Below are 21,317 nucleotides of genomic sequence, written 5' to 3' on the forward strand. Positions count from 1 at the left end.
CATGATAGGACAGGGTATGTGTTCAGCAACTATGCTGAATGGAAGTATGCATGAGCCGTATACGAGGTCCGTACGTACGGTTCTGTGAGAGGGATGGGGCGGTGACGCCTCACCCTACTCGATGTTGTTAGCTTAATAGCTTAGCTAACGATTATGCTTCTACTGTTTTAGCGCGTTTTGCTAATGCGTAGTAAAACAGTGGTGTGAGCAGTAGACCAAATATAGTCACACCAATCATACCGGCAAACACTGCGACACCAATGGCTTGACGCATTTCTGCCCCTGGGCCACTCGAGAACACCATAGGCACCACACCCATAATGAAGGCGATAGATGTCATTAGAATTGGGCGTAAACGTAAGCGGCCCGCTTCAAGAATGGCTTCTAACGGCGTCATGCCTGTGTCTTGCAACTCTTTAGCAAACTCAACAATCAAGATGGCGTTTTTGGTCGCCAGCCCCACCAGAACGATCAGTCCGATTTGGGTGAAGATGTTGTTGTCGCCGCCGTAAATTAATACACCACTGATTGCCGACAGAATCGTCATCGGAATAATCAAGATAATCGCCAACGGTAAACTTAAGCTTTCATACTGCGCGGCTAATACCATAAACACTAATAAAATGATTAATGGGAAAATATACACGCCCGCATTACCGGCCAATATTTGCTGGTAAGTAATTTCAGTCCACTCGTAAGTCATACCGTTTGGTAAGGTTTCGGCCAGGATTTTTTCAATCGCAGCTTGCGCCTCGCCACTACTAAACCCAGGTGCTGCGCCGCCATTAAGCTCGGCAGTGGTAAAACCGTTGTAGTGCATCACACGATCGGGGCCGGCCACATTAGCCACGTTAATAAATGAGCCAATAGGCACCATTTCACCTTGGTTGTTGCGAACCTTGAGCTGAGCGATCTGCTCTGGTGTTTGTCTAAACTGCTCGTCTGCTTGTACATTCACCTGATATGTACGGCCAAACTGGTTAAAGTCGTTGGCGTAAACCGAGCCCATGTAACCTTGTAGTGTGGCAAACAATTCGTCTAACGACACGGCTTGTTGCATGGCTTTGGTACGGTCAACTTCAACTTCAAGTTGCGGTACATTGACTTGATATCCAGAGAAAATTCCCGCCAGCTCAGGTGTTGTTCTGGCTTTTTGTACCACTTGCATGGTGACTTTATATAGCTCATCGTAACCGTAGTTTGCCCGGTCTTGAATTTGTAATTTAAAGCCGCCAATAGTACCTAAACCGCGTACTGGTGGTGGTGGGAAAATCGCAATAAATGCGCCATCTATCGCGGCAAATTTTTGGTTTAATGCCGCTGCAATTGCCCCTGCTGAAAGCGATGGGTCTTTACGGTCGGCAAAGTCATCTAGCGGGGTGAACAAAATCGCGCTGTTAGTGCTGTTAGTTAACCCATTAATGCTTAAGCCTGGGAACGCCACAGCATGTGCAACGCCGGGTTGGTCTAATGCAATCCCTGCCATTTGTTTCACAATTGCTTCGGTGCGATCAAGCGATGCCGCATCAGGTAATTGTGCAAAGGCAATTAAGTACTGTTTGTCTTGCCCTGGTACGTAACCTGTTGGCGTGCTAGCAAATTGCAAACCTGTTACGCCGACTAAGCCGACATACAACACGCCTACAACAACACCAAAACGGATGACTTTTTTCACGACCCAGCCGTAACCGTCAGACAGTTTTGCAAAGAAACGGTTAAATGGCGCAAATAACCAACCGCCAAGCATTTTGTCCATACCACGGGTAAGGAAGTCTTGCTTGTCATGATGACTCTTAAGTAACAATGCCGCCAATGCAGGGCTTAAGGTCAACGAGTTTATTGCTGAAATAAAGGTCGAAATAGTAATGGTTAAGGCAAACTGCTTATAAAACTGACCCGTTAAACCAGACATAAATGCCGTTGGAATAAACACCGCAGCCAATACTAATGTGGTGGCGATAATTGGGCCAGTCACTTCTTTCATGGCTTTTTGTGTTGCAGCTAAAGGTGATAAGCCTTCTTCAATATTACGCTCAACGTTTTCGACCACTACAATCGCGTCGTCGACCACAATACCAATCGCCAGTACCAGACCAAATAACGACAAGGCATTAAGCGAGAAGCCCATTAAATGCATAAAGGCAAAGGTACCCACTAACGACACAGGTACCGCTACTAATGGAATAATAGACGCGCGCCAGGTTTGTAGAAATAGTACTACGACTAAGACGACTAACAATAGCGCTTCAAGCAAAGTGTGTACAACAGCCTCAATTGAACCGCGTACGAATACCGTAGGGTCATAAACGATGTCGTAAGTTAGGCCTTCTGGGAAGCTGGCTGATATTTCTTTCATTTTGGCGCGAACGTCATCAGAAATCTGAATCGCGTTTGAACCAGATGCTTGGAACACCGGTATTGCCGCAGCATCTTTATTATCTAGCATTGAACGCAGTGCATAAGTTGATGCGCCTAGTTCAACACGGGCAACATCTTTTAAGCGGGTGATTTGGCCTTGTGAGCCCACTTTAACAATGATGTCTTCAAACTCTTCAACGTTGGCTAAACGGCCTTTCACATTGATAAGCAGTTGGAAATCACTGTCGCCACTGGGTTGAGCACCTAGGCTACCTGCGGCAGCTTGTTGGTTTTGCTCACGAATTGCCGCAACCACATCATTAGGTGATAAACCAATTGCGGCTACTTTATTGGGGTCTAACCACACACGCATGCTGTAGTCACCGGCGCCAAATACACGCACAGCGCCCACACCCTCAATACGGGCAAGTTCGTCTTTAACTTTTAACACCGCATAGTTAGACATATACAGCATGTCATAACGATTATCGGGCGAGGTTAAATGCACCACCATGGTTAAGTCTGGTGATGATTTCTCGGTGACAATCCCTAAAGTCTGTACATCTTCTGGTAAACGCGGTTTTGCACGTTCAACTCGGCTTTGTACCTGGGTTTGGGCTAAATCAACATCGGTACCAATGGCAAAGGTGATGGTTAATGTCATACGGCCATCAGAGGTGGCTTGAGAGGACATATAAAGCATGTTCTCAACGCCGTTTATCTCTTGTTCCAGCGGTGATGCGACTGTTTCTGCGATTACTTTTGGGTTTGCCCCAGGGTAATTGGCGGTAACCACGACCGTTGGCGGAACCACTTCTGGGTATTCGGTGATCGGTAATTGCCAAACAGCCAGTGCGCCAGCGATAAAAAACAATAGCGATAGCACTGCGGCAAAAATCGGTCTTTTAATAAAAAATTGCGACAACATGATGGGGGTATTCCTTAGCCTTGACTTGCTTCATCAGCAATTTGTGCTGTGAGTGGCTGATTATCAAATAGTAACTGTGCTTGGTGCAGCGCTTCTATTTGGCTGCTTTCTGCCATATCGGTCAATTTAGGGGTAATGGTTACACTAGGACGCACTTTTTGCAGACTGTTAACCACAATGGTGTCTTCTGGTTGTAAACCGGCAGTAATAATGCGTAAACCGTGAATTTTTTCGCCTAACGTTACACCACGATATTCAAGGGTGTTTTGCTCGTTTACCACTAAAACATACTTGTTGCTTAGGTCGGTAAAGATGGCTTTATCGTCAACCAAAATACCCTGATAAGACGCGCTACCGGCAATGCTAATGCGCGCAAATAAGCCTGGCATTAAGATGTTGCTTGAGTTGGTAAATGTGGCTCGTACGCGAATAGTACCGGTTTGTTGGTTAACGGCATTATCAACAAAGTCGATTACACCCTGGTGGGTAAACTCAGTTTCATTGGCTAGGGCCATTAATACAGTGTTGTTACCTGAGCGTGGGTCTTGGCGTTTGTTCTCACCCGATAGCGAGGCATACTTAAGGTATGTTTGCTCGTCGATATCAAAGTAGGCATGCATATTGGCTGTTGAAACCAAACTGGTTAGCTGAGTTTGACCTGCCGTGACATAGTTACCTGCGGTTTCGTTGGCGTAAGACACTCGGCCAGTTATGGGCGCGGTCACCTGGGCGTATTCAACGTTTAATTTTGCGCTGGTTAATGCTGCTTTAACAGATGCGACCGCAGCAGCGGTTTGGTGCATTGTGCTACGACGAGTATCGATAAGCTCTTCAGACACAGCTTGTTGACTGAATAATTTGTTGGCACGGTCAAAGTCGTTTTTCGCCAATTCATGGGCCGATTTTGCACTGGTTAGCTCAGCTTGAAGACGTTCAACTTCTGCGTTAAATACTTTTGAGTCAATGGTGAACAATATGTCGCCCTTGTTGACCAAGGCACCTTCTGTAAAGTTTACCGACTCAATGTAACCCGATACGCGCGGCACTAGGGTGACTTCTTCAGGTGCTTGTAAGCGTCCAGTAAATTGGTCCCATTCGGTAATGCGCTCGTGCAATACGTTAGCAACACTCACTTCAGGGGCGGCAGGCGCAGCACCAGCCTGTTGTGCTGCAGGTTGTTGCCCACAAGCCACTAGCAGTACTGCCGCTAGGCTTACTAACAAAGTAGATTGAATTGATTTAAACATAGTCATGTTGCTGTCCTCTAATCAATAGCTTTTACGTCATTTAACGGGCTATTGGTTGCGTTACTTTTTGTCTGTGGCTACAGTTTTATACCGATTGGTAAAAATTTTTCTGTACCGAACGGTAATATATAGATTAAAATACCTCTGTCAATGTATTTTGTACCGATTGGTATGAAATTATTTTGACAGCGTGTTCAATTCATCTGATGATGAACAACTGTAAGAAGACATTTAGAGGGTTAGTGGCGTTGAAGTCATGTTGTCAGTGGCTGGCAACATTATATTAAGGCGATTAATCGGCACATTTATTAAGCCTTTGAATGGTTGAATTTTGTGCTAAAATACGCGGGCGATTTAACATAAAATTTACGTTAATGCTATGTAAGTTAACGCGATAGTCGTTAGGGGCTCGCTAACATAAGAGGTACGATTTATGACAACAACAAAAGCAGCTTGTGTCGGTCGCCCACGTGGGTTCGATATCGACTTGGCATTAGAGCAAGCGCTTAATGTGTTTTGGCGTAATGGTTATGAAGGGACTTCTTTAAGTGAGCTCACAGAAGCGATGGGCATTAAAAAACCCAGCCTTTATGCTGCCTTTGGCAATAAAGAACAGTTATTTTTTAAAGCGATCGACTTATATGAAAATCGACCAGACTCGCTATTCAATATTGCTTTTCAGCATGAGCGCGTTGCCGATGTTATCCGTGGATTATTGCTTGGTGCCGCCGCCCAGTTTACTGACTGTAGCCACCCACAAGGTTGCGCGTTAATTAACAGCACGTTTTCATGTAATGAGGCGAGCGAGTCAATTAAACAAACGGTGTTAGCGCGTAAATCAAAACATAAACAACGGCTCGTTGATCGCTTTGAATTGGCTCAAAATCAAGGCGAATTGCAAGAGGGTTGCGAACCTGTGGTATTGGCTAGCCTGATGACAGCCTTGTTTCAAGGTTTGTCGATGCAAGCGTCTGAAGGGGCAAGCCTTGATGAGTTGCAAAAAGTCGCGACTATGGCTGCTGAAGGTATTTTAACCGTCAACGTTAAGCGTTAATGCTTTCAATGTATGCATGGCTGTAAACGAAACCTTGATACTGCGCGAGTCATTGCTGGCAGTATCAATATTGCGGGCTTATATTGGGGTTCAATAGGGCTGGGGAAATTAACAGCCGCTAGTTGTCAGGTTGTAAAAGGCTGGTTCGGTTTCAGTCGAGTCAACATTGTATTGCAAGTTGCAGCTACTGCTTATGTTGTATCCCTGTGGAAAAATGAATGTTCCTGTATTTGGAATATCATACAAACCCCAGTCAGCGCTAAACTCACTCGTTGCACCAGCCATTGTCTCAAATGATCCTTCTAACGCTAATGGCAGATTGGCTGGTGAAGAAGTGATATATCCCAATGTTGTACTCACTGCACTACCATTCAAGGTCACCGAACCTGGGTCGAGTTTTTCCTGACCAGCCAATACGGCTTTTGAATACACCAGAGTGTTAGCCGACTTTAATGCACCTTGTAAGCCATTTAAATTGGCAATGACCGCATCACTTTTTAAGTTTATAAACTTCGGCGCGGCGACTACCGCCAAAATCCCTAAAATAATGATCACGACCACTAATTCAATTAGGGTAAAACCACGTTGTTGTTTTTGCATAGTAAAATCCAATATTTGCTTACTGCAGTCAGTATAAAGAACCACTTGGTTGATGTCATTGTTTGAGTCAGTTTGCATTTATCAGTGAGTAACTTTGTGATGTCGATGTTTTTTGGTAGATTAGCAAGCTATAACAGCATTACTGATTTAACCTCAACGCGAACCGAGGTTAATCACCCCCCACAATTAGGGAAAATTACCATGAGCAAAGCTAAAATCGGCATCGTCACAGTAAGCGACCGTGCCAGCGCTGGCGTATATGAAGACTTGTCTGGCAAAGCCATTATTGATGTATTAAATGAGTATTTAACCTCTGAGTGGGAGCCTGTGTATAAGGTGATCCCAGATGAGCAAGATGTGATTGAAGCGACCTTAATTGATTTAGCTGACAATCAAGATTGCTGTTTAATTGTCACCACGGGTGGTACTGGCCCGGCTAAACGCGATGTCACCCCAGAAGCAACTGAAGCCGTGTGCGATAGAATGATGCCTGGCTTTGGTGAGCTAATGCGCACCGAGTCGTTAAAGTTTGTGCCAACGGCTATTTTGTCGCGTCAAACAGCAGGGTTACGTGATGACTCGTTAATTGTGAACTTACCGGGCAAGCCTAAGTCTATCCGCGAATGTTTAGACGCGGTATTCCCTGCTATTCCGTATTGTATTGACTTAATGGATGGTCCATTTTTAGAGTGTGATGAAGCGGTCATTAAGCCATTTAGACCTAAAGCAAAGTAAGTGTTAGCAGATATTGCAGATACACTATTTTAATCACCACTGCTTTATATCAAAAAGAATGCCGTCAAATATGACGGCATTTTTATGTCTGGCTATGCTTGTTGGCAAAGGTTGGTATGAGCGACCGAGCTGCAACACTACAAGTTTTTAAACTGTTGCTTGAGCTCAAAGTCGTTGTCGGTTACCAATCTTTCCAGCACTTGTATGCGCTCAATCAATGCCTGGTTTTGTGCTTTCATGTCGGCCAAACCATCGACCTCTGTTTTTTGCTTATGCTTTAAATACTGTTTAAACATTTCGGATGCCGTAGTACCGACAATTACGATAAATACCAGTGCGATAATCGCCATATCTTCGTTCATAATCACTCCTTAATTTATGTTGTTTTTTGTCAATGTTATCGTCTTAAAATCCTCGCCTTAATTCATATAATTAAGGCGAGTAGATCTATTAACTATTTTATAACTATGGCTTACAGCCCAAAGACCACTTTTTCACTTTTTAATGACTTCTCTAACCCTGCTGCGAGAGCTACAGCAATGATTAAGGTGGCCACTGATGACACGATTAACTGCATCATTGGGATTTCGCGGCCTTTAATAAAGTCCATTAATGCTTGTTGCTGACCTGATACTGGTAACCACTGCAATACGTCTGGGGCAATGTTGTAGCTGGCTGCCATTGACAGTGCCAGCGGCACAAATAACACCATGGTTAAGTATGACTGCGCTTCTTTAAAGGTTTTGGCCATAAACGACACATACAATTGCAAGGTAGCTGCCATGAGTGCGACAGGAATACCGATTAACAACATTAACCCCATAAAGTCATGGCTAATGTTGACGGTAAAGCCAATTTCTTGCCAAGGCACAAAAGGATACGCCACCTTAGACACCAGCAAGATTAAGATTAATCCCAGCATCGCAAAACAGGTCACGGCAATAATTTTGCCCAACACCAACTCACGTGTGCTCATTGGGTGACTGAGCAGCAATGCCAGTGAGTTACGCTCACGTTCGCCAGCACTGGTGTCGATGGCGAGGTTCATGCCAGAAATAAACACCGAATACATCATGGTGAAAATCGCCAAGCCTAAGATCATTCCACCTTTAGAATCTGCTGTAGCCTTGTCTTCAACATTGATTTTGATTGGTTGGGTAATGCCTGGGTTAATCCCGCGGGCAATTAAGCGTAAGCTGCCCATTTCTGCACTGTAAGCCTGTAGCTGTCGCTCAAGACGGCGGATAGACTTTTGGATCTTTTCATCTGAGTTATCAGCAACCAATAATACTTCTGCAGGCTTAGCTTTCGCCATGTTGGCGGCATAATCATCACTAATGGTTAAGGTGATTTTATTCGCCTGTTCATCGTCTGCGTGGTTAATGCCGTTATTGCTGAGGTAACGCACTAAATCTGGTGCGTTATTGGCATTTTTAATGTTGATGCTAAGATCTTCTGGGCTAGATAGTTGACCAATTAACACCATAAATAGGCCACACATGATCAGTGGCGTACCGATGGCATAATATAAACCTGCCATGACAGAGCGTTTGTCTCGTGCGGCATCAATAAGCTCTTTGCGCACCATTGCTAGTATCATTTTCATTATGCTGCAATCCCTTCGTCAGTACCGATAAGTTCGATAAATGCATCTTCTAGTGAGTCTTTGCCCGTTTGCTGACACAGTTCGTCAGGGCTACCAATGGCGACCACTTTGCCGTTTGCCATTACAATTACGCGGTCACATAAAGCGGCAACTTCTTGCATTACGTGGCTTGAAAACAACACACAATGTCCTTGTGCTTTTAGTTGCAATAAAATATCACGCAGTAAGCGGGTGCTCATCACATCAAGTCCGCGGGTCGGCTCATCTAAAATGATGTTGCTTGGCTGATGCACGATGGCTTGCGCCAATGCCGTTTTCATCCGTTGGCCTTGCGAGAAGCCTTTGCAACGACGGTCGCTAATGTCTTCTAGCTTTAATTGGGCAATGACATTGGCGGTGGCTTCTTTGGCTTGCTTGCGCGACATACCGCTTAACTCGGCAAAGAAACTAATGTATTCACGCGGCGTAAGGCGTTCGTACAAACCAAATGGGTCGGGGAATAAGCCTAATTGTTTTTTTGCGCCTATTGGGTCAACCGCGACGTCAATCTTGTCAACAGCTGCGGTGCCTGAGTCTGGTTTGAGTAAACCAAACAAGGTGCGTAAACAGGTGGTTTTACCGGCGCCATTTGGCCCAAGTAAACCAGTGATTTGGCCATTTTCAGCGCTAAAACTTAAATCGTCTAACGCCTGCACATCGCCAATTTTTTTGGTTAAGTTTGCAACAGTAATCATGACTATTCCTTATCTGCAGCAGTGTTTGCTGGCGCTGTTGTGTCGGTTTTAATATCTGTGTCGGTGCTGGCAATCGGTAATGCTTCTACTGTGTTGGCATTAAGGTAAAAGCTGCGGCGCACATCTTTTTGTAAGCATTCGCCATCAATCTCTTTTATTGAGCCTTGATCAACTAATTGCGCAATTAAATCGTTACCGCAACTTTGATAGGCCACACCGTGAGTTGCGTAAGGCGCGATAAAATGCTTCGACTTGGTGAGTTTTTCTTGTGCCAGAGCGCCCCAGTTTGGTGGTGTTGCTGGGTCGAGTTCGCCAGACAATAATAAAGTAGGAATGTCGCTGTCGATTGGGTTACTAAAGCTGTCATCTTCTTGCTTTGTTGGCCATGCATCACAGGTTTTTTCTAACCCGTCTAACATGCTGCCACTGATGTAAGATTCTTTAGCGTCTTTACGCATTTGTTCGGTAATACGGTGAATATCCTCACCACATACCACTGATGCATGCATACCCATTGCTATCCCTGTACTGTTGGCCGTTAAGGAGTAAATACCTAAAATGGGCTGGTAGTTACCTTGTGCTGCCTGGTGTATTGCGTGAGGAATAAGCGAACGGGTATTGGGCATATACATTGCCATGCGGATAGCCCCTGAGTACTTACTGCGAGTGAGCAAAAAGTCGCTAGGCTCGTCAGTTTGTGGGTCGCGCACTTTTTGGCTAATCGGTGCATCGGCGAGCTGTTGATCGACTTTATTATACTCGTCGACTAAATCAGGAAACTGCTGCTGACATTCAGGATTGCTTTTACAGTCACGCCATAGCACGTTTAAACCACGCTCAATTGAACTACCAATGGCCACTACGCTTTGTTGCATAGGTACCACACCGTCCAATGTTACCGTGGCTAATGCTTCAGGATAATGGCGCATATACAACTGAGCCATGCGTGAACCATAAGAAATACCGTATAAGTGCAGCTTGGTATAACCTAAAAACTCGCGTACTGCCTCAAAGTCTTTTAATGCGGTATTGCTGCCGTATTGAGTCACGTCGGCATCGATCCCCGCTAAACATTCTTCGGTTATCGCCAGCATGTCGAGGTCGTCTTCATTGATGTTGAGTGCATTTAAATCACCGTCGTCGCAACTCAAAATATTCGATTGGCCTGTGCCGCGCTGGTCGATAAGTAAAATATCGCGTTGTTGACGTACTTTGGTCAACATACGGTCAAACCCTGCGGCATTTTCGATAGCCGATTGGCCAGGGCCACCGGCAATGGCGAGTAATGCCTCATCTGGGTGGGTGTTTTTAATTGCAGGTAAAATCGCAAAGTGAATGTCGATTTGCTTACCGTCAGGTTGCTTTGGGTTTTCAGGTACGCTGATTTTGCCGCACTGAAACTGCTCATCTAAGCCATCTAAATAACATGTGGTTGTTTTAGCTGGCGCAGCAACGAGTGTGTCTGCGGTATCTGCAACGCTGTGGTTAGCGAGTAAAATAGCCACTGCAACAGCGACCCAGCGACTAGCGCGAGTTGCCGATTGGCATAAACCTAAAGCGCGTAATCGCGATATTGAGGTTGTGTTGACAAACTTCCTGTTGATCATCGGAACGTTTCCTTTTTGCATTTCATGACGATTATGATACCTTAACACCTAGTGTATGAGTGTATCAATGTATTAATACAGTTGTTAAAGGCTAATGTTAGAATTACTGAATGTCAACCCCAGCAGTGGCGAACCCATTTATCGACAATTGCATGATCAAATCGTGCGCTTAATTGTTGGCGGTCAATTGCAGCCTGAAGATGTACTTCCTTCAGTGCGCCAATTGGCCGAACATTTGGCGGTAAACCCAATGACAGTGTCGCGTGCGATGCAACAACTTGTCGACCAGGGCTGGGTTGAACGTCGTCGTGGCCAGCCGTCACGCGTGGCCGCGAGAACATCAGCAAATAACGCCTCAGGCAGCAGTTTATTAGCGCCGCAGATAAGCGCATTAGTTGAGCAAGCACAACAATTAGGTGTTGAATACGACGAGTTGCAACAGTTATTGAAGCAATTTTGGCAAAAAGAATAGCCGTCATTTAAGCTAAATTTTGGTAGGAAAGTCGAACATGGAAGCCGAAGATAAGCCCGTTTTACAGTTTACTTTAGTCAATAAAACCTATGCCGAGACAACTAAGTCTGCAACCGGGCATAAGGTGTTAGCCGATTTATCGATAACACTTTACCCTGGGATGGTTGTGGGATTATTAGGTCAAAATGGCGCGGGTAAATCGACATTAATGCGCTGCGCGTTAGGAATTGTTGATATCGATAGCGGCAACATTAATACCCTGGGCGAATCGCCAGAAAATCTCTCCATTGAAGCAAAACAGCATATCGGCTATGTGCCACAACAGCCCTTTGGCTACGAAGGCTTTACCATAGATAAAGCCTTAGAATTGCACCGCAGTTTTTACCCGCAGTGGGACATCGCCCTAGAACAAGATTGGTTAAATCGCTTTGATTTAGATGTTACTCAAGCCGTGCAAAAACTGTCTGTCGGTCAGCGCCAATCGTTAGCCTTGATTATGGCGATGGCGTATCGGCCGACCTTGTTGTTACTCGACGAACCCGTCGCTAGCCTCGACCCTATCGCTCGTCGCCAATTTATGGGTGACCTGTTCGATCTTGCCCTAGAATCGGGTTCGGCGGTATTGTTTTCATCGCACATCACCTCAGACTTAGAGCGTGTCGCCAGTCATGTAGCATTAATCAAAAAAGGCGACTTAGTGCTGTTTAAAGAAATTGATGCTCTGCGTGAAGAAGTGAAATTACTCACTATTAACGACGACACTAAACTACCTGCAAGCTACAGAATATTAAGCCAAACTGGCCAAACTGTGCTGGTGGACACCCAGGGTAACTCGGATGTTATTACTGGTGTGCAAAATGAAAAATCATTAAATTTAGAACAGTTATTTATGGAGCTGCACCGATGAGTGCGCAGCAACCTCAAAGCCCACTAGCCGCATGGCGTAAACCCTATCAGGGTATGTTGCGTCTGTGGTTATATGACTTAGGTAGCGTCAGTTTTTTAGGTACGAGCCTGCTTGGACTCGTGCTTGGACTTGCGTTGTTAATTAGCGGAAAAGCCGACGTGGTGAGTTTGGTTTTTGCTATGTCGACTGTCTCAGCGGCTGCCAGTATTGCTTGGCAGTTAAATCGCTTAGTGGCGACAGAGACCAGCCAATTAATACCCGGTTATCAAGCCAATGTATTGCAACAGGCGCTGAGCATAGCGCTGGCGGTTATTGGATTTCAGGTGTTGGCCTGTGTGATTTTTTCGGCATATGACGTCATAGCGCAATTGTGGTTAGCCGTTGCGGTAGGGCTTGGCTTTGTATGGTTATGCTTGTGGCGCAGTCATTATTTTCATTTATCGTTTGCGCTGTTTATTGCGGTGCCATTTTTAGATGAGCTCGCCTCTCGTTTGTCGCAGTGGGCCAGCTTAATCATTGTTGCCATGCTGTTTTATCGTGTGGTTGGCTTATGTCGGCAACTGCGCTGGAACAGCGATGCGCGGGTGGTGTACCTCAATGCCGTGCAAATGGGCTGGATGTGGTTACCAAGCATTAAAGGTGTCGCGTGGGTGGGTAAATTCGAGCGCCTGTTTCATCCAATGAATTTCTTTATTGGCCCTGTGCTCACCATGATGATGTTAACCCTGCCTGTTATCGCCATCGTCTTAATGCTGATTTCGTGGCTGTTCGATTTTAATCTACCAACTGTGTTTTTAATTGCTCAATTTTCAGTGATCAGCTGTGCGATTATTCATTGGAGCCGTATTCAACGTTGGCGTGCCACCGAAACCTTATTTTTATTGCCTTGTTACAGCGGATTAAGCGGGATGAAAGAGGCTTTTTACCGCAGCCAATATCGTTTTATTGCGGCGATGGTGTTGATAGTGACCGCAATAGGGTTACTAAAATCCTTGTTTGAACCGCAACTCAACCTGATGTTTTTAGTTCACTTAAGTTTAAGTACCTTTTGGGGCTGTGCCATTATGCTCGGCACTGGGTCGGCAAGCCGAAATAGTCATCAAGCCACAGCGGCGATGTTAGTGGTGTTTGTGCACTCGATAGTGGTGTCTATGAGTTTTGCTGCGCTAAGAGATGGCGACAGTATTACTCCGTGGCTATTGTTGGATATTCCGCTAACCGTCGTCGGTGTGTTGGCATTGATGTGGGGTAAGCGACAGCTTTGGAAGCACGGTATTACCGCGCCTTAAAGCGGTGTTTGTTGTTTATCAGTTTTGCTTGTGAACGTGATGTTAATCGCACAAATAGAGCAAAAGCTCTTATGATTTTTTTTAGCTTCAGGTAGAATGCGAAAAGCGGAACACTTGTAAGCTAAAAAGGTCACTGTTAAATGTCATTAAATCAATACCACGTCGTACGACTTCTGCAACAGCAAAGTCAGTCTTTAGGCAACAGCATTGCCCTAGAAGGCTTTGAAATGCCAGCACCCTGGCACACAGTAACGTGGAATAAATTCAATACCTTAACTGACTCGGTTGCCCAATTGCTGATTGAGTTTGGCTTACAAGTGCAAGACAAAGTGGTGATATTGTCGCAAAACTGCCCACAATGGACTTGTGCCGATATTGGTGCACTTAAAGCGCGTAATGTGGTGGTACCTGTTTACCCAACCAGTACACTTGAACAAGCCGTGTTTATTGTTAACGATGCCCAAGCTAAATTAATTTTTGCCGGTGATCAGCAACAATATGACATGGCGTGTGACATTGCCGCGCAAGCCGACTGCGTGCAGCAGATTGTCGTATTTGATGCCAATGTAACTTTAAAAGCCGACAATCACCTGTATTTTGATTCGCTATTAACCGCACAATTTAATCCAAGCGTAACCCAGGAGTTAACCAGCCGATTAGCCAATACTGATCTGGATGACTTACTGACGCTAATTTACACCTCAGGCACCACAGGCAACCCAAAAGGGGTGATGATCGATTACCGCAATTTTGCCTCGATGATCAGCCAGCATGACCAAAAACTGCCTTTTACCGCCGGTGATGTGTCTTTAGCCTTTTTGCCGCTAAGCCATGTATTTGAACGTGGCTGGAGCATGTATGTATTATGCCGTGGCGGTCATAATGTTTACTTAAATGACACCAATAAAATTAAACAAGCTCTTGTTGCCGTTAAGCCACACACCTTATGTGTCGTGCCACGATTTTTAGAAAAAATATACAGTGCCGTACACGACAAAGTTGGTAAAGCACCTAAAGCACGCCAAGCATTATTTTCCTGGGCGATGAAAGTGGGTAAGCGTCAATTTGAAGTCAATCAAGGCCGCGCTAAACCGAGTTTATGGCTAAGTGCCCAGTGGAAACTGGCTAACAAGCTGGTTTACAGCAAATTACAACAGGTGCTCGGCGGCCGACTTAAGTTTATGCCAGTGGGCGGTGCAGCATTAGATGTTAATGTTGGCAGTTTTTTTCACAGTATTAGCGTGCCTGTATTGTGTGGGTACGGCATGACCGAAACTTGCGCGACCGTTACCTGTAATACCCTCGATAATCGTGTGCCAGGCTCAAACGGTAAGCCGTTAGAAGCCATGCAAATTAAGCTGGGCAAAGACGATGAGATTTTAGTACGCGGCGACACTGTAATGCGCGGTTATTACAATCGCCCCGATGACACCGCCGAAGCCTTTGAAGACGGTTGGTTAAAAACCGGTGATGCAGGGCGTATCGATGAACAAGGCAACTTATACATTACTGACCGCATCAAAGAGTTAATGAAAACCTCTAACGGTAAATACATTGCCCCACAGCGCGTTGAAGGTAAGGTTGCTTGTTGCCCATTTATCGAACAAGTGGCTATTGTTGCCGATGCACGTAATTACGTGTCAGCCCTTATTGTGCCGGCATTTGAAGCGTTAAATAGCTGGGCTACAGCGCAGGGCATTCATGTTGAAAACCCTATTGAGTTACTGCGTCACTCGCAAGTGGTCGCGCATTTTGAGCAGCGTTTAATCGAGCTGCAGCATGAGTTAGCCGGCTTTGAAAAGATTAAAAAATTCACTTTATTGCACGAAGCATTTTCAATGGAATCTGGACTAATTACTCCGACGTTAAAACTGCGCCGTAAGATGATTTACAGCAAATATCACAGTGAAATTAATGCCATGTATGGTAGCTAATCATTGCGAAAAGCTTTAACAATAGGGCGCCGTAGGGCGTCCTTTTTGTTATGTATTCACTGAACTGTCATCTGTTTGTCTTATGCTCAAGCCTGTCTTATCTGGCAGGCTACAGGATGTGAAAAAGCTTAAGCGCTATCAATATGAACGTTACGCAGTGCTCTGCAAGGTAACGTACCAAACCGACTTTGATCCACAAAGTTTAGGGTTCTCACCTGATAATTATGCCGAAATAGCCAATCGTTGAGGGCATATTTGTGCGCGGGTTTTGTGGCGCGATGATCACCCTGAAGTGCTGGTGGTGTTTAGGGGCTCGCAAACCGTACACGAATGGCTTATACCAATTCCATTAATTATGTGACCAATCAGAGTCACTCAGATTGTTCAGTTTTCAGCACCAATATTTACTCCATCGGCGTACATATCGAATTTGTTGTGGTGTTGATGTGGTGACATTTTTACCACCCCTACCGGGGATGTTTCATCATGTTGGGCGTATGTTGTGGCTGCACAACGAGCGTATATACGACAATATCTCGCCGATTAAACGCTTTTTATTAAGTTTTGCCAGTTGGTTGTTGTCGCCTTTTGTTTCGCATTACATGCACAAATATATTCGCGATAAAGATTTTTTTGATGACCTGTAGCAACAAGTGTCGTTAGAATGGTTGCCCACTATACATAAGAATAATAAAGGATATTTTGTGGCAGAGACTCAATTTAGCATGACCCTTAAACCGCGTTTTTGTGAAACCGATGCATTAGGGCACATTAATAACACTGTGATCCCAGTATGGTTTGAAGCGGCGCGTGAGCCAATTTTTGATATTGTGAATCCGGGGCAAGATTTAACCAAATGGAACATGATTATTGCCGGTTTTACCATCGCCTTTACCGCGCCAACTTACTACGGCACTGAAGTGACAGTCAAAACCCACATTAGCCGTTTGGGCAACAGCAGTTTTGATATTTTACAAAGCTGCTGGCAAAACGGTAAAAAAACCGCCGAAGCCACCACTACCATGGTGCATTACAACTACCAAACCGAAAAAAGCGAACCATTAGCCGACAATGTGCGTCAGCAATTAGCGGCGTTAACGGGGCTGACTAACGGTTAATTAACGTAAAAATTTAACCACATAACTGCAGCTGGCATTGATATTAACACCTTCCGATTTTGCCCATGCCAGCCCAGTGCGCACGAGCTTTTCTGCAATCCCTTGGCCGCGTAATACCGGTGGAACAAAGGTGCGATGAAAATCAATATCTTGGCCCACCAAATGGTATTCAAGCACTGCCTCAACGCCCTGGGTGTTGACCACAAAACGATGTTGTTCTTCCTGGTGCACGACGACCAAATCCTGATTGCTCATGCTGTTATCCTTTTATGGTATTAATTGCGTAAGAGTAAAACTTACTGATGCTGCGACAAGGCAGCAAGTAATTCTGGCGTGAGTTTGGCTTTTTGACCGGTTTTAAAGTTAAACATGACGACTTTTGCCCAACCGTGCGTGGTGACAGATTGTTGCGATTGACTGAATACGGTGTAATGCATCACGAAGCGGTCTTGTGTGATGTCGCTAATTTTGATGCCAACGATGATAGAGTCTGGAAACGTGATCGGACGCTTAAAGCGAGCATTCGTTTCACTGAGCACTGGCCCAACACCTGTGGTTTTTAAGTCGGCAAGTAAGTTAATTTGATTAAAGAAATCGAGACGCGCCGTTTCAAAATACTTAAAGTAGACTGAGTTATTAACGTGTTGCAGCGCATCCATTTCACCCCATGCAACTTGGATTTTGGTGCTGATAGAGTGTTTAGCTAAAAAGTCTTCCATGGGATACCTTGTACAAGATGAAATTAAACGCTTGTTTGAATTGGCCGTTAATTTACCAGTCACAATGCAGAACAACAAGGGCTATGGCCACTGGTCGACAATTTATAAGGATTTTATTTTGCCAAAACAGAGTTTACTCACCACATCTAGCGGATGGTTATCGTCTGGTTGGACGGTGTTTTCAGCGCGGTTTACCAGGCTGCAAACTCAACTGAGCCTCCCTCAAAAACTCTATTTAGTGGCGATTGTATTGTTGTTTGCTACTGATTCCGTGGTGTGGGTGGCAATTATTAGTGTCATCGCGATGTCGATTGAATTTTGGCACTTGTTTGAACGTATGTGGCACAGTTTGGCAGGTAAAGCCGTTTTATTATTGTTTTATGCCATTGTGGCGAACTTTGCATTAGCCAGCTCAAGTTCGGTGGTAAATGATGTGGTGGGCGTTGCCTCGAGCAGTTTTAATTACACCCACAACTTTGCCATTTTGCTTTATATTCCCGCCTGGAGCGTGATTATGAGCAGCATTGTGTTATTACTTTTACAGCTTATTTTTCCGCTAATGTTTAGCGTGTCATTTTTACTGCGTCCTTTTGGTGTGACTAATTTTAGGTTAATTAATCATCAACACTTTCATCACACCACATTTTGGGTGCGAGTCGTGTTGGCGGCGGTGGTGCTGTATCACTTAGCCATGTTAATGGATCTTTATGGCCAAATAGAAAAAGCCTTAGATGACCCACAAGTTGTGCAACTCGTTGAGGCCCAGCCGGAAGAAGCCATTGTTGTCGAAAATGATTTGGCGTTAGTGGCGAGTGGTCTTGCGAAAGAGGTTAACCCTAAACCAGAGCCAAAAGTGAAAACGGCGACAGAAATAGAGCGCGAAAAAGAGTTAGAGGCTATCGATGAAATCGCCAAGCAACCGTATAACCATTTACGCAGCCAATATTTTACCAGTGTACGTAAAGCGATTGCGTTATTTGCATTTCAGCTTGAGGCGAATGCCAAGTCACGTTGTAAAAAGTCTGCTAAGTCGCACGTTGTTGAGCTTAATGATTATGAAATTTTAGAGATCACTCCAGATACCAATGGCGAATATGGTTACCATTTTGAAGTGAAAAAATGTATCTCTCCGGCCTTTCCTGGTTAAGCAGAGTTTATGAGTTAGCTATTAGCGAAAACAAAAAACGACCATCAAGGTCGTTTTTTATTGGATAGCATTTAGCGTGACAGGTTAGTCGAATTGCAATTCGTTAAAGCTCGTCACTGTTTTACATTTTGCTTTTACCTGCTCAGGTAAACGTAGCATTTGGCACGTTGTCATGCCTGCTGCCTCAGCTGCTTTGAGCTCTTCAGCCATATCTGACACAAATAAAATTTGTTTTGGCTTTAAGCTAATGGTGTTGCAAATATTGCAGTAGGCTTGCTTGTCTAATTTGTTACCGGTACGGGTATCAAAATGGCCGCTGAATGAAGGCGTTAAATCGCCAGAATCTGAGTGGCTAAATAGCAATTTTTGCGCATCAACCGAGCCTGACGAAAAGCTATAAATGCGGATACCTTTTTGGGTAATGCGTTCAATCGACTCAATAAAATCTGGGTAGATGTGACCGGTAAACTCAGCATTATTGTAGCCTTGCTTCCAAATCAAACCTTGTAAGGTTTTCAATGGGGTGATTTTGCGGTCTTCGTCAATCCACTGTTGTAAAATTTCGGTCACGCGCGCTAAAGATGCATCGGTTTCTAACGCGATGTCTTTAATGTCGCTAATGCAATAATCAACCAATACATTATGTTGATTCTTTTCAAGAAACTCTGGCATTGCAGTGCGTGAATATGGAAATAACACATCCTGAATAAAGTTAAGATCGGTAGTGGTACCGGCGGTATCAACGATGATAGCTCTAATACTCATAAGATTTGTGACTCCCAAACAATAAATTAACTTAATGATGATCCTATGCTTTATTGGCCGCTAAGGCTAGTGCTATTGCAGATATTGCCCCTAGGTTGGGCGACTTTTAGTACAAGATGTGAGCCAGGTTTAGATAATGCTAAATTGCTCTATCGCAATGAGGGACAGGTCGCTTTAAGGATAAAGTTTAAAGCTGTTAAATTTAGCGTGATGATTATCATCATTTTGTTTATTAAGCATTTTAATTAATGTTACCAGAATGGAGTTGAGGTAATCGAGAACCTTTGTTTTTTCGGCCTAGATCACGATTTTACTGGGCACAGAAATATAGTCTAATCTTAAGTCTGTTAATACTCTCAATTTAGCACTTTCATTAGTACTGTTTATTAATACGGTTAAATATAAAGGAGCGAGATATGTTAGGTGAAAGCCATGCGTTATTAGTCGATTTTCCTGAGTACACAGTGACCATTTTAACGTTAACGGATAGTGACAGCGAGTTTGCAGCAAATGCACGTCGTTATCATGATTTAGACACTGAAATTCGTAAATTAGAGTTGAGAAATTCCCCAACGAGTGATGAGTTTATGCATCAAGCAAAACATGAACGATCTGTGCTTAAAGATAAGCTTTATCTTCAATTTACTAAAGCATAGAGGTTTGTTTTGAGCTGGAGTCCAGCTCTTTGTTTATGGCCTGTGGCCACTAACGTCGTGGCGCTTCGCCCACACCAGACCAAGAGGAAACCAACGGCTGTTCCCTCTTGGATCTCCCAGCCGCCACATCAAAATTATCTGAGAAGCGATAATTTCGCGACGTGGTAGAATCCAGCTTTTAACTTCGTCTGAGTGTTCTTCAGCCTTATTCGAAAATGCTAACGCTTCAGATGGGGCGTCCCTTCCCCTCTAAAGCTAGTTCGCCATCCATGGCTAACTCACGTCATTTTCTTCAACGGCCTCAATGTCGTTGAATCCTGATGGTTTTAGATCAGCGAAATGAGGCGGAATTAGTAGTAAGGGCAATAGAAGTCACAAAATACTATTTAAAAAGGTGTAATTATAACAATCGATTAGCTGAATTTTTGTACAAAAAATAACTATCGTTTATAAGTGAATTCCGATAGCATCTTATTTAAATAAGGGTTACCTAACAATATTGACTCGGCATAGGCTAGGTCCAATAAGCTATTTATGCAGTCGCAAACAGCGCAACACATAAATACTGAAACGTTATACCTACGGGGACGTGATGAACTCAGATATTCCAAAGTGGCCTGAAGATTTACCTCTTCCTGTAAGTGTTGAGAAATTAGGAAGACTAATTAGTTTAACTCCATCTGATTTGAAAACAGAAGATGAAATTAATAATCTTGTTCATAATTTGTATTGGTATCCTGATGATTTTTATTTCATTTTTACAAAGGTTAATGAAGGCTTCGGTGAGTTTCTATTTTCCAGATTTGAACAGTCAGGGATGGTTTATACAAAAAATGAGCGATGTTTTTATATTCATAGCTTCTCTGACATGAAAAATGATTTTATTCAGCTCCCGCCAGATACTGTCGAATTTGATTGGCATAAAGAAGCTATTCTTGGGCAGGAATACTCTCGGTTTACAATAAAATTAGCATCTTGGAAAATAAAAGAACTCGATATGGTTTATACCGCAGAAGCAACCGTTAAAGTAATGGATGAGGCCACCCCTATAATTGAAGCCAAACCAGGATTATTTGGAATTAATATTAATTTATGCGCAATTCTGAGCAAAGTAAAACGTTGGTGGAATAGCAAGTAGATGTGAAGGACTACTACATTGCATATAAATACCTAGTTATTAATTAGTCGAAATGGTTATACAGTCAGAACTAACATCAAAAAGTTCTTATAGCAAAAACATAACCATTAACCTAGATTCGGAATTGGATAAATCCAACAGCTACCAAAATACTTAACAGGTTAGTCATGGTGATTTGCGAGCCGATAGTCCGCCCCAGGGCTGCTCATTGGCATCCATGCCATCACACATTTGTTAATCCCTTCACATCAGACAAGTGGTTGAGCAACAGGGATGTACAGGTGCGTGTCGGAGAGTAAATGC

Annotated in this window: 21 protein-coding genes; 11 read left to right on the forward strand and 10 right to left on the reverse strand. The window is 44.1% G+C overall.

What is annotated here, in order from left to right:
• Positions 1 to 151: 151 nt before the first annotated feature.
• Both IEY48_RS06410 and IEY48_RS06415 read right to left on the reverse strand, forming a co-directional pair.
• Complete coding sequence (locus IEY48_RS06410; protein WP_188918623.1) at positions 152 to 3,289, reverse strand: efflux RND transporter permease subunit; 3,138 nt, start codon at positions 3,287 to 3,289, stop codon at positions 152 to 154.
• Between the two features lie 11 nt (positions 3,290 to 3,300).
• Positions 3,301 to 4,539 (reverse strand): efflux RND transporter periplasmic adaptor subunit, encoded by a 1,239-nt coding sequence (locus IEY48_RS06415; RefSeq protein ID WP_188918435.1) that lies wholly within the window; start codon positions 4,537 to 4,539, stop codon positions 3,301 to 3,303.
• 427 nt (positions 4,540 to 4,966) lie between these two features.
• On the opposite strand from IEY48_RS06415, the gene IEY48_RS06420 reads away from it, so the two are divergent.
• Positions 4,967 to 5,587: a TetR/AcrR family transcriptional regulator gene (locus IEY48_RS06420; protein WP_188918436.1), complete on the forward strand. Its 621-nt coding sequence runs from the start codon at positions 4,967 to 4,969 to the stop codon at positions 5,585 to 5,587.
• 108 nt (positions 5,588 to 5,695) lie between these two features.
• On the opposite strand, the gene IEY48_RS06425 is transcribed toward IEY48_RS06420, so the two are convergent.
• Entirely contained in the window at positions 5,696 to 6,187 is a 492-nt protein-coding gene (locus IEY48_RS06425; RefSeq protein WP_188918438.1) for a type II secretion system protein, read from the reverse strand.
• 201 nt (positions 6,188 to 6,388) lie between these two features.
• Between IEY48_RS06425 and mog the strand changes: the two genes are divergently transcribed.
• Positions 6,389 to 6,922 carry a molybdopterin adenylyltransferase gene (gene mog / locus IEY48_RS06430; protein WP_188918440.1) on the forward strand — a complete coding sequence of 178 codons (534 nt, stop codon included), beginning with the start codon at positions 6,389 to 6,391 and terminating at the stop codon, positions 6,920 to 6,922.
• A 137-nt stretch (positions 6,923 to 7,059) separates the two neighbouring features.
• Here the strand turns inward: mog and IEY48_RS06435 are convergent, their stop codons facing one another.
• The 4 genes from IEY48_RS06435 to IEY48_RS06450 all read right to left on the reverse strand — a co-directional run bounded on the left by IEY48_RS06435 (position 7,060) and on the right by IEY48_RS06450 (position 10,869).
• Positions 7,060 to 7,284, reverse strand: a complete 225-nt coding sequence (locus IEY48_RS06435) for a hypothetical protein (RefSeq protein WP_188918442.1) — start codon at positions 7,282 to 7,284, stop codon at positions 7,060 to 7,062.
• 110 nt (positions 7,285 to 7,394) lie between these two features.
• Positions 7,395 to 8,528 carry an ABC transporter permease gene (locus IEY48_RS06440; protein ID WP_188918444.1) on the reverse strand — a complete coding sequence of 378 codons (1,134 nt, stop codon included), beginning with the start codon at positions 8,526 to 8,528 and terminating at the stop codon, positions 7,395 to 7,397.
• Positions 8,528 to 9,262 (reverse strand): ABC transporter ATP-binding protein, encoded by a 735-nt coding sequence (locus IEY48_RS06445; RefSeq protein ID WP_188918446.1) that lies wholly within the window; start codon positions 9,260 to 9,262, stop codon positions 8,528 to 8,530. The genes IEY48_RS06440 and IEY48_RS06445 overlap by 1 nt, the downstream gene beginning before the upstream one ends.
• A 2-nt stretch (positions 9,263 to 9,264) precedes the next feature.
• Positions 9,265 to 10,869: an alpha/beta hydrolase gene (locus tag IEY48_RS06450; RefSeq protein ID WP_188918448.1), complete on the reverse strand. Its 1,605-nt coding sequence runs from the start codon at positions 10,867 to 10,869 to the stop codon at positions 9,265 to 9,267.
• Between the two features lie 94 nt (positions 10,870 to 10,963).
• Between IEY48_RS06450 and IEY48_RS06455 the strand changes: the two genes are divergently transcribed.
• The 6 genes from IEY48_RS06455 (at position 10,964) to IEY48_RS06480 (ending at position 16,589) form a co-directional block, all read left to right on the forward strand.
• Positions 10,964 to 11,341, forward strand: a complete 378-nt coding sequence (locus tag IEY48_RS06455; protein ID WP_188918450.1) for a GntR family transcriptional regulator — start codon at positions 10,964 to 10,966, stop codon at positions 11,339 to 11,341.
• Positions 11,342 to 11,378: 37 nt separating this feature from the next.
• On the forward strand, positions 11,379 to 12,248 hold the full coding sequence (locus IEY48_RS06460) for an ABC transporter ATP-binding protein (protein ID WP_188918451.1): 870 nt from the start codon (positions 11,379 to 11,381) through the stop codon (positions 12,246 to 12,248).
• Positions 12,245 to 13,537 carry an ABC transporter permease gene (locus IEY48_RS06465; protein ID WP_188918453.1) on the forward strand — a complete coding sequence of 431 codons (1,293 nt, stop codon included), beginning with the start codon at positions 12,245 to 12,247 and terminating at the stop codon, positions 13,535 to 13,537. The genes IEY48_RS06460 and IEY48_RS06465 overlap by 4 nt, the downstream gene beginning before the upstream one ends.
• 140 nt (positions 13,538 to 13,677) lie before the next feature.
• Positions 13,678 to 15,471: an AMP-dependent synthetase/ligase gene (locus tag IEY48_RS06470; RefSeq protein ID WP_188918454.1), complete on the forward strand. Its 1,794-nt coding sequence runs from the start codon at positions 13,678 to 13,680 to the stop codon at positions 15,469 to 15,471.
• Positions 15,472 to 15,920: 449 nt separating this feature from the next.
• Positions 15,921 to 16,118 carry a hypothetical protein gene (locus IEY48_RS20395; RefSeq protein WP_229786343.1) on the forward strand — a complete coding sequence of 66 codons (198 nt, stop codon included), beginning with the start codon at positions 15,921 to 15,923 and terminating at the stop codon, positions 16,116 to 16,118.
• Positions 16,119 to 16,196: 78 nt separating this feature from the next.
• Positions 16,197 to 16,589, forward strand: coding sequence for an acyl-CoA thioesterase (locus tag IEY48_RS06480; protein ID WP_283106206.1), 393 nt, complete (start codon positions 16,197 to 16,199; stop codon positions 16,587 to 16,589).
• Here IEY48_RS06480 and IEY48_RS06485 read toward each other — a convergent pair whose 3' ends face one another.
• Together IEY48_RS06485 and IEY48_RS06490 are read right to left on the reverse strand one after the other, a co-directional pair.
• Entirely contained in the window at positions 16,590 to 16,844 is a 255-nt protein-coding gene (locus tag IEY48_RS06485) for a GNAT family N-acetyltransferase (protein ID WP_188918458.1), read from the reverse strand.
• Between the two features lie 41 nt (positions 16,845 to 16,885).
• Entirely contained in the window at positions 16,886 to 17,308 is a 423-nt protein-coding gene (locus IEY48_RS06490; protein WP_188918460.1) for an acyl-CoA thioesterase, read from the reverse strand.
• A gap of 118 nt (positions 17,309 to 17,426) precedes the next feature.
• Between IEY48_RS06490 and IEY48_RS06495 the strand changes: the two genes are divergently transcribed.
• Positions 17,427 to 18,455 (forward strand): hypothetical protein, encoded by a 1,029-nt coding sequence (locus IEY48_RS06495; protein ID WP_188918462.1) that lies wholly within the window; start codon positions 17,427 to 17,429, stop codon positions 18,453 to 18,455.
• 84 nt (positions 18,456 to 18,539) lie between these two features.
• On the opposite strand, the gene mtnC is transcribed toward IEY48_RS06495, so the two are convergent.
• Positions 18,540 to 19,220 (reverse strand): acireductone synthase, encoded by a 681-nt coding sequence (gene mtnC / locus IEY48_RS06500; protein WP_188918464.1) that lies wholly within the window; start codon positions 19,218 to 19,220, stop codon positions 18,540 to 18,542.
• Positions 19,221 to 19,636: 416 nt separating this feature from the next.
• Between mtnC and IEY48_RS06505 the strand changes: the two genes are divergently transcribed.
• Positions 19,637 to 19,876 carry an HP1242/YdcH family protein gene (locus IEY48_RS06505; RefSeq protein WP_160052170.1) on the forward strand — a complete coding sequence of 80 codons (240 nt, stop codon included), beginning with the start codon at positions 19,637 to 19,639 and terminating at the stop codon, positions 19,874 to 19,876.
• 592 nt (positions 19,877 to 20,468) lie between these two features.
• A complete protein-coding gene (locus IEY48_RS06510; protein WP_188918466.1) occupies positions 20,469 to 21,014 on the forward strand; it encodes a hypothetical protein in 546 nt (181 codons plus the stop codon).
• Positions 21,015 to 21,317: the final 303 nt, after the last annotated feature.

Origin of the sequence: Shewanella saliphila, assembly GCF_014648295.1 — a bacterium.
In the GTDB taxonomy this organism is placed as follows: domain Bacteria; phylum Pseudomonadota; class Gammaproteobacteria; order Enterobacterales; family Shewanellaceae; genus Shewanella; species Shewanella saliphila.

What these genes read in the sequence shown, in the direction of transcription:
- IEY48_RS06415 (WP_188918435.1), bottom strand. Translation starts at nt 4,539, where the DNA reads ATGACTATGTTTAAATCAATTCAATCTACTTTGTTAGTAAGCCTAGCG.
- IEY48_RS06420 (WP_188918436.1), top strand. Translation starts at nt 4,967, where the DNA reads ATGACAACAACAAAAGCAGCTTGTGTCGGTCGCCCACGTGGGTTCGAT.
- IEY48_RS06425 (WP_188918438.1), bottom strand. Translation starts at nt 6,187, where the DNA reads ATGCAAAAACAACAACGTGGTTTTACCCTAATTGAATTAGTGGTCGTG.
- mog (WP_188918440.1), top strand. Translation starts at nt 6,389, where the DNA reads ATGAGCAAAGCTAAAATCGGCATCGTCACAGTAAGCGACCGTGCCAGC.
- IEY48_RS06435 (WP_188918442.1), bottom strand. Translation starts at nt 7,284, where the DNA reads ATGAACGAAGATATGGCGATTATCGCACTGGTATTTATCGTAATTGTC.
- IEY48_RS06440 (WP_188918444.1), bottom strand. Translation starts at nt 8,528, where the DNA reads ATGAAAATGATACTAGCAATGGTGCGCAAAGAGCTTATTGATGCCGCA.
- IEY48_RS06445 (WP_188918446.1), bottom strand. Translation starts at nt 9,262, where the DNA reads ATGATTACTGTTGCAAACTTAACCAAAAAAATTGGCGATGTGCAGGCG.
- IEY48_RS06450 (WP_188918448.1), bottom strand. Translation starts at nt 10,869, where the DNA reads ATGATCAACAGGAAGTTTGTCAACACAACCTCAATATCGCGATTACGC.
- IEY48_RS06455 (WP_188918450.1), top strand. Translation starts at nt 10,964, where the DNA reads ATGTTAGAATTACTGAATGTCAACCCCAGCAGTGGCGAACCCATTTAT.
- IEY48_RS06460 (WP_188918451.1), top strand. Translation starts at nt 11,379, where the DNA reads ATGGAAGCCGAAGATAAGCCCGTTTTACAGTTTACTTTAGTCAATAAA.
- IEY48_RS06465 (WP_188918453.1), top strand. Translation starts at nt 12,245, where the DNA reads ATGAGTGCGCAGCAACCTCAAAGCCCACTAGCCGCATGGCGTAAACCC.
- IEY48_RS06470 (WP_188918454.1), top strand. Translation starts at nt 13,678, where the DNA reads ATGTCATTAAATCAATACCACGTCGTACGACTTCTGCAACAGCAAAGT.
- IEY48_RS06480 (WP_283106206.1), top strand. Translation starts at nt 16,197, where the DNA reads ATGACCCTTAAACCGCGTTTTTGTGAAACCGATGCATTAGGGCACATT.
- IEY48_RS06485 (WP_188918458.1), bottom strand. Translation starts at nt 16,844, where the DNA reads ATGAGCAATCAGGATTTGGTCGTCGTGCACCAGGAAGAACAACATCGT.
- IEY48_RS06490 (WP_188918460.1), bottom strand. Translation starts at nt 17,308, where the DNA reads ATGGAAGACTTTTTAGCTAAACACTCTATCAGCACCAAAATCCAAGTT.
- mtnC (WP_188918464.1), bottom strand. Translation starts at nt 19,220, where the DNA reads ATGAGTATTAGAGCTATCATCGTTGATACCGCCGGTACCACTACCGAT.
- IEY48_RS06505 (WP_160052170.1), top strand. Translation starts at nt 19,637, where the DNA reads ATGTTAGGTGAAAGCCATGCGTTATTAGTCGATTTTCCTGAGTACACA.
- IEY48_RS06510 (WP_188918466.1), top strand. Translation starts at nt 20,469, where the DNA reads ATGAACTCAGATATTCCAAAGTGGCCTGAAGATTTACCTCTTCCTGTA.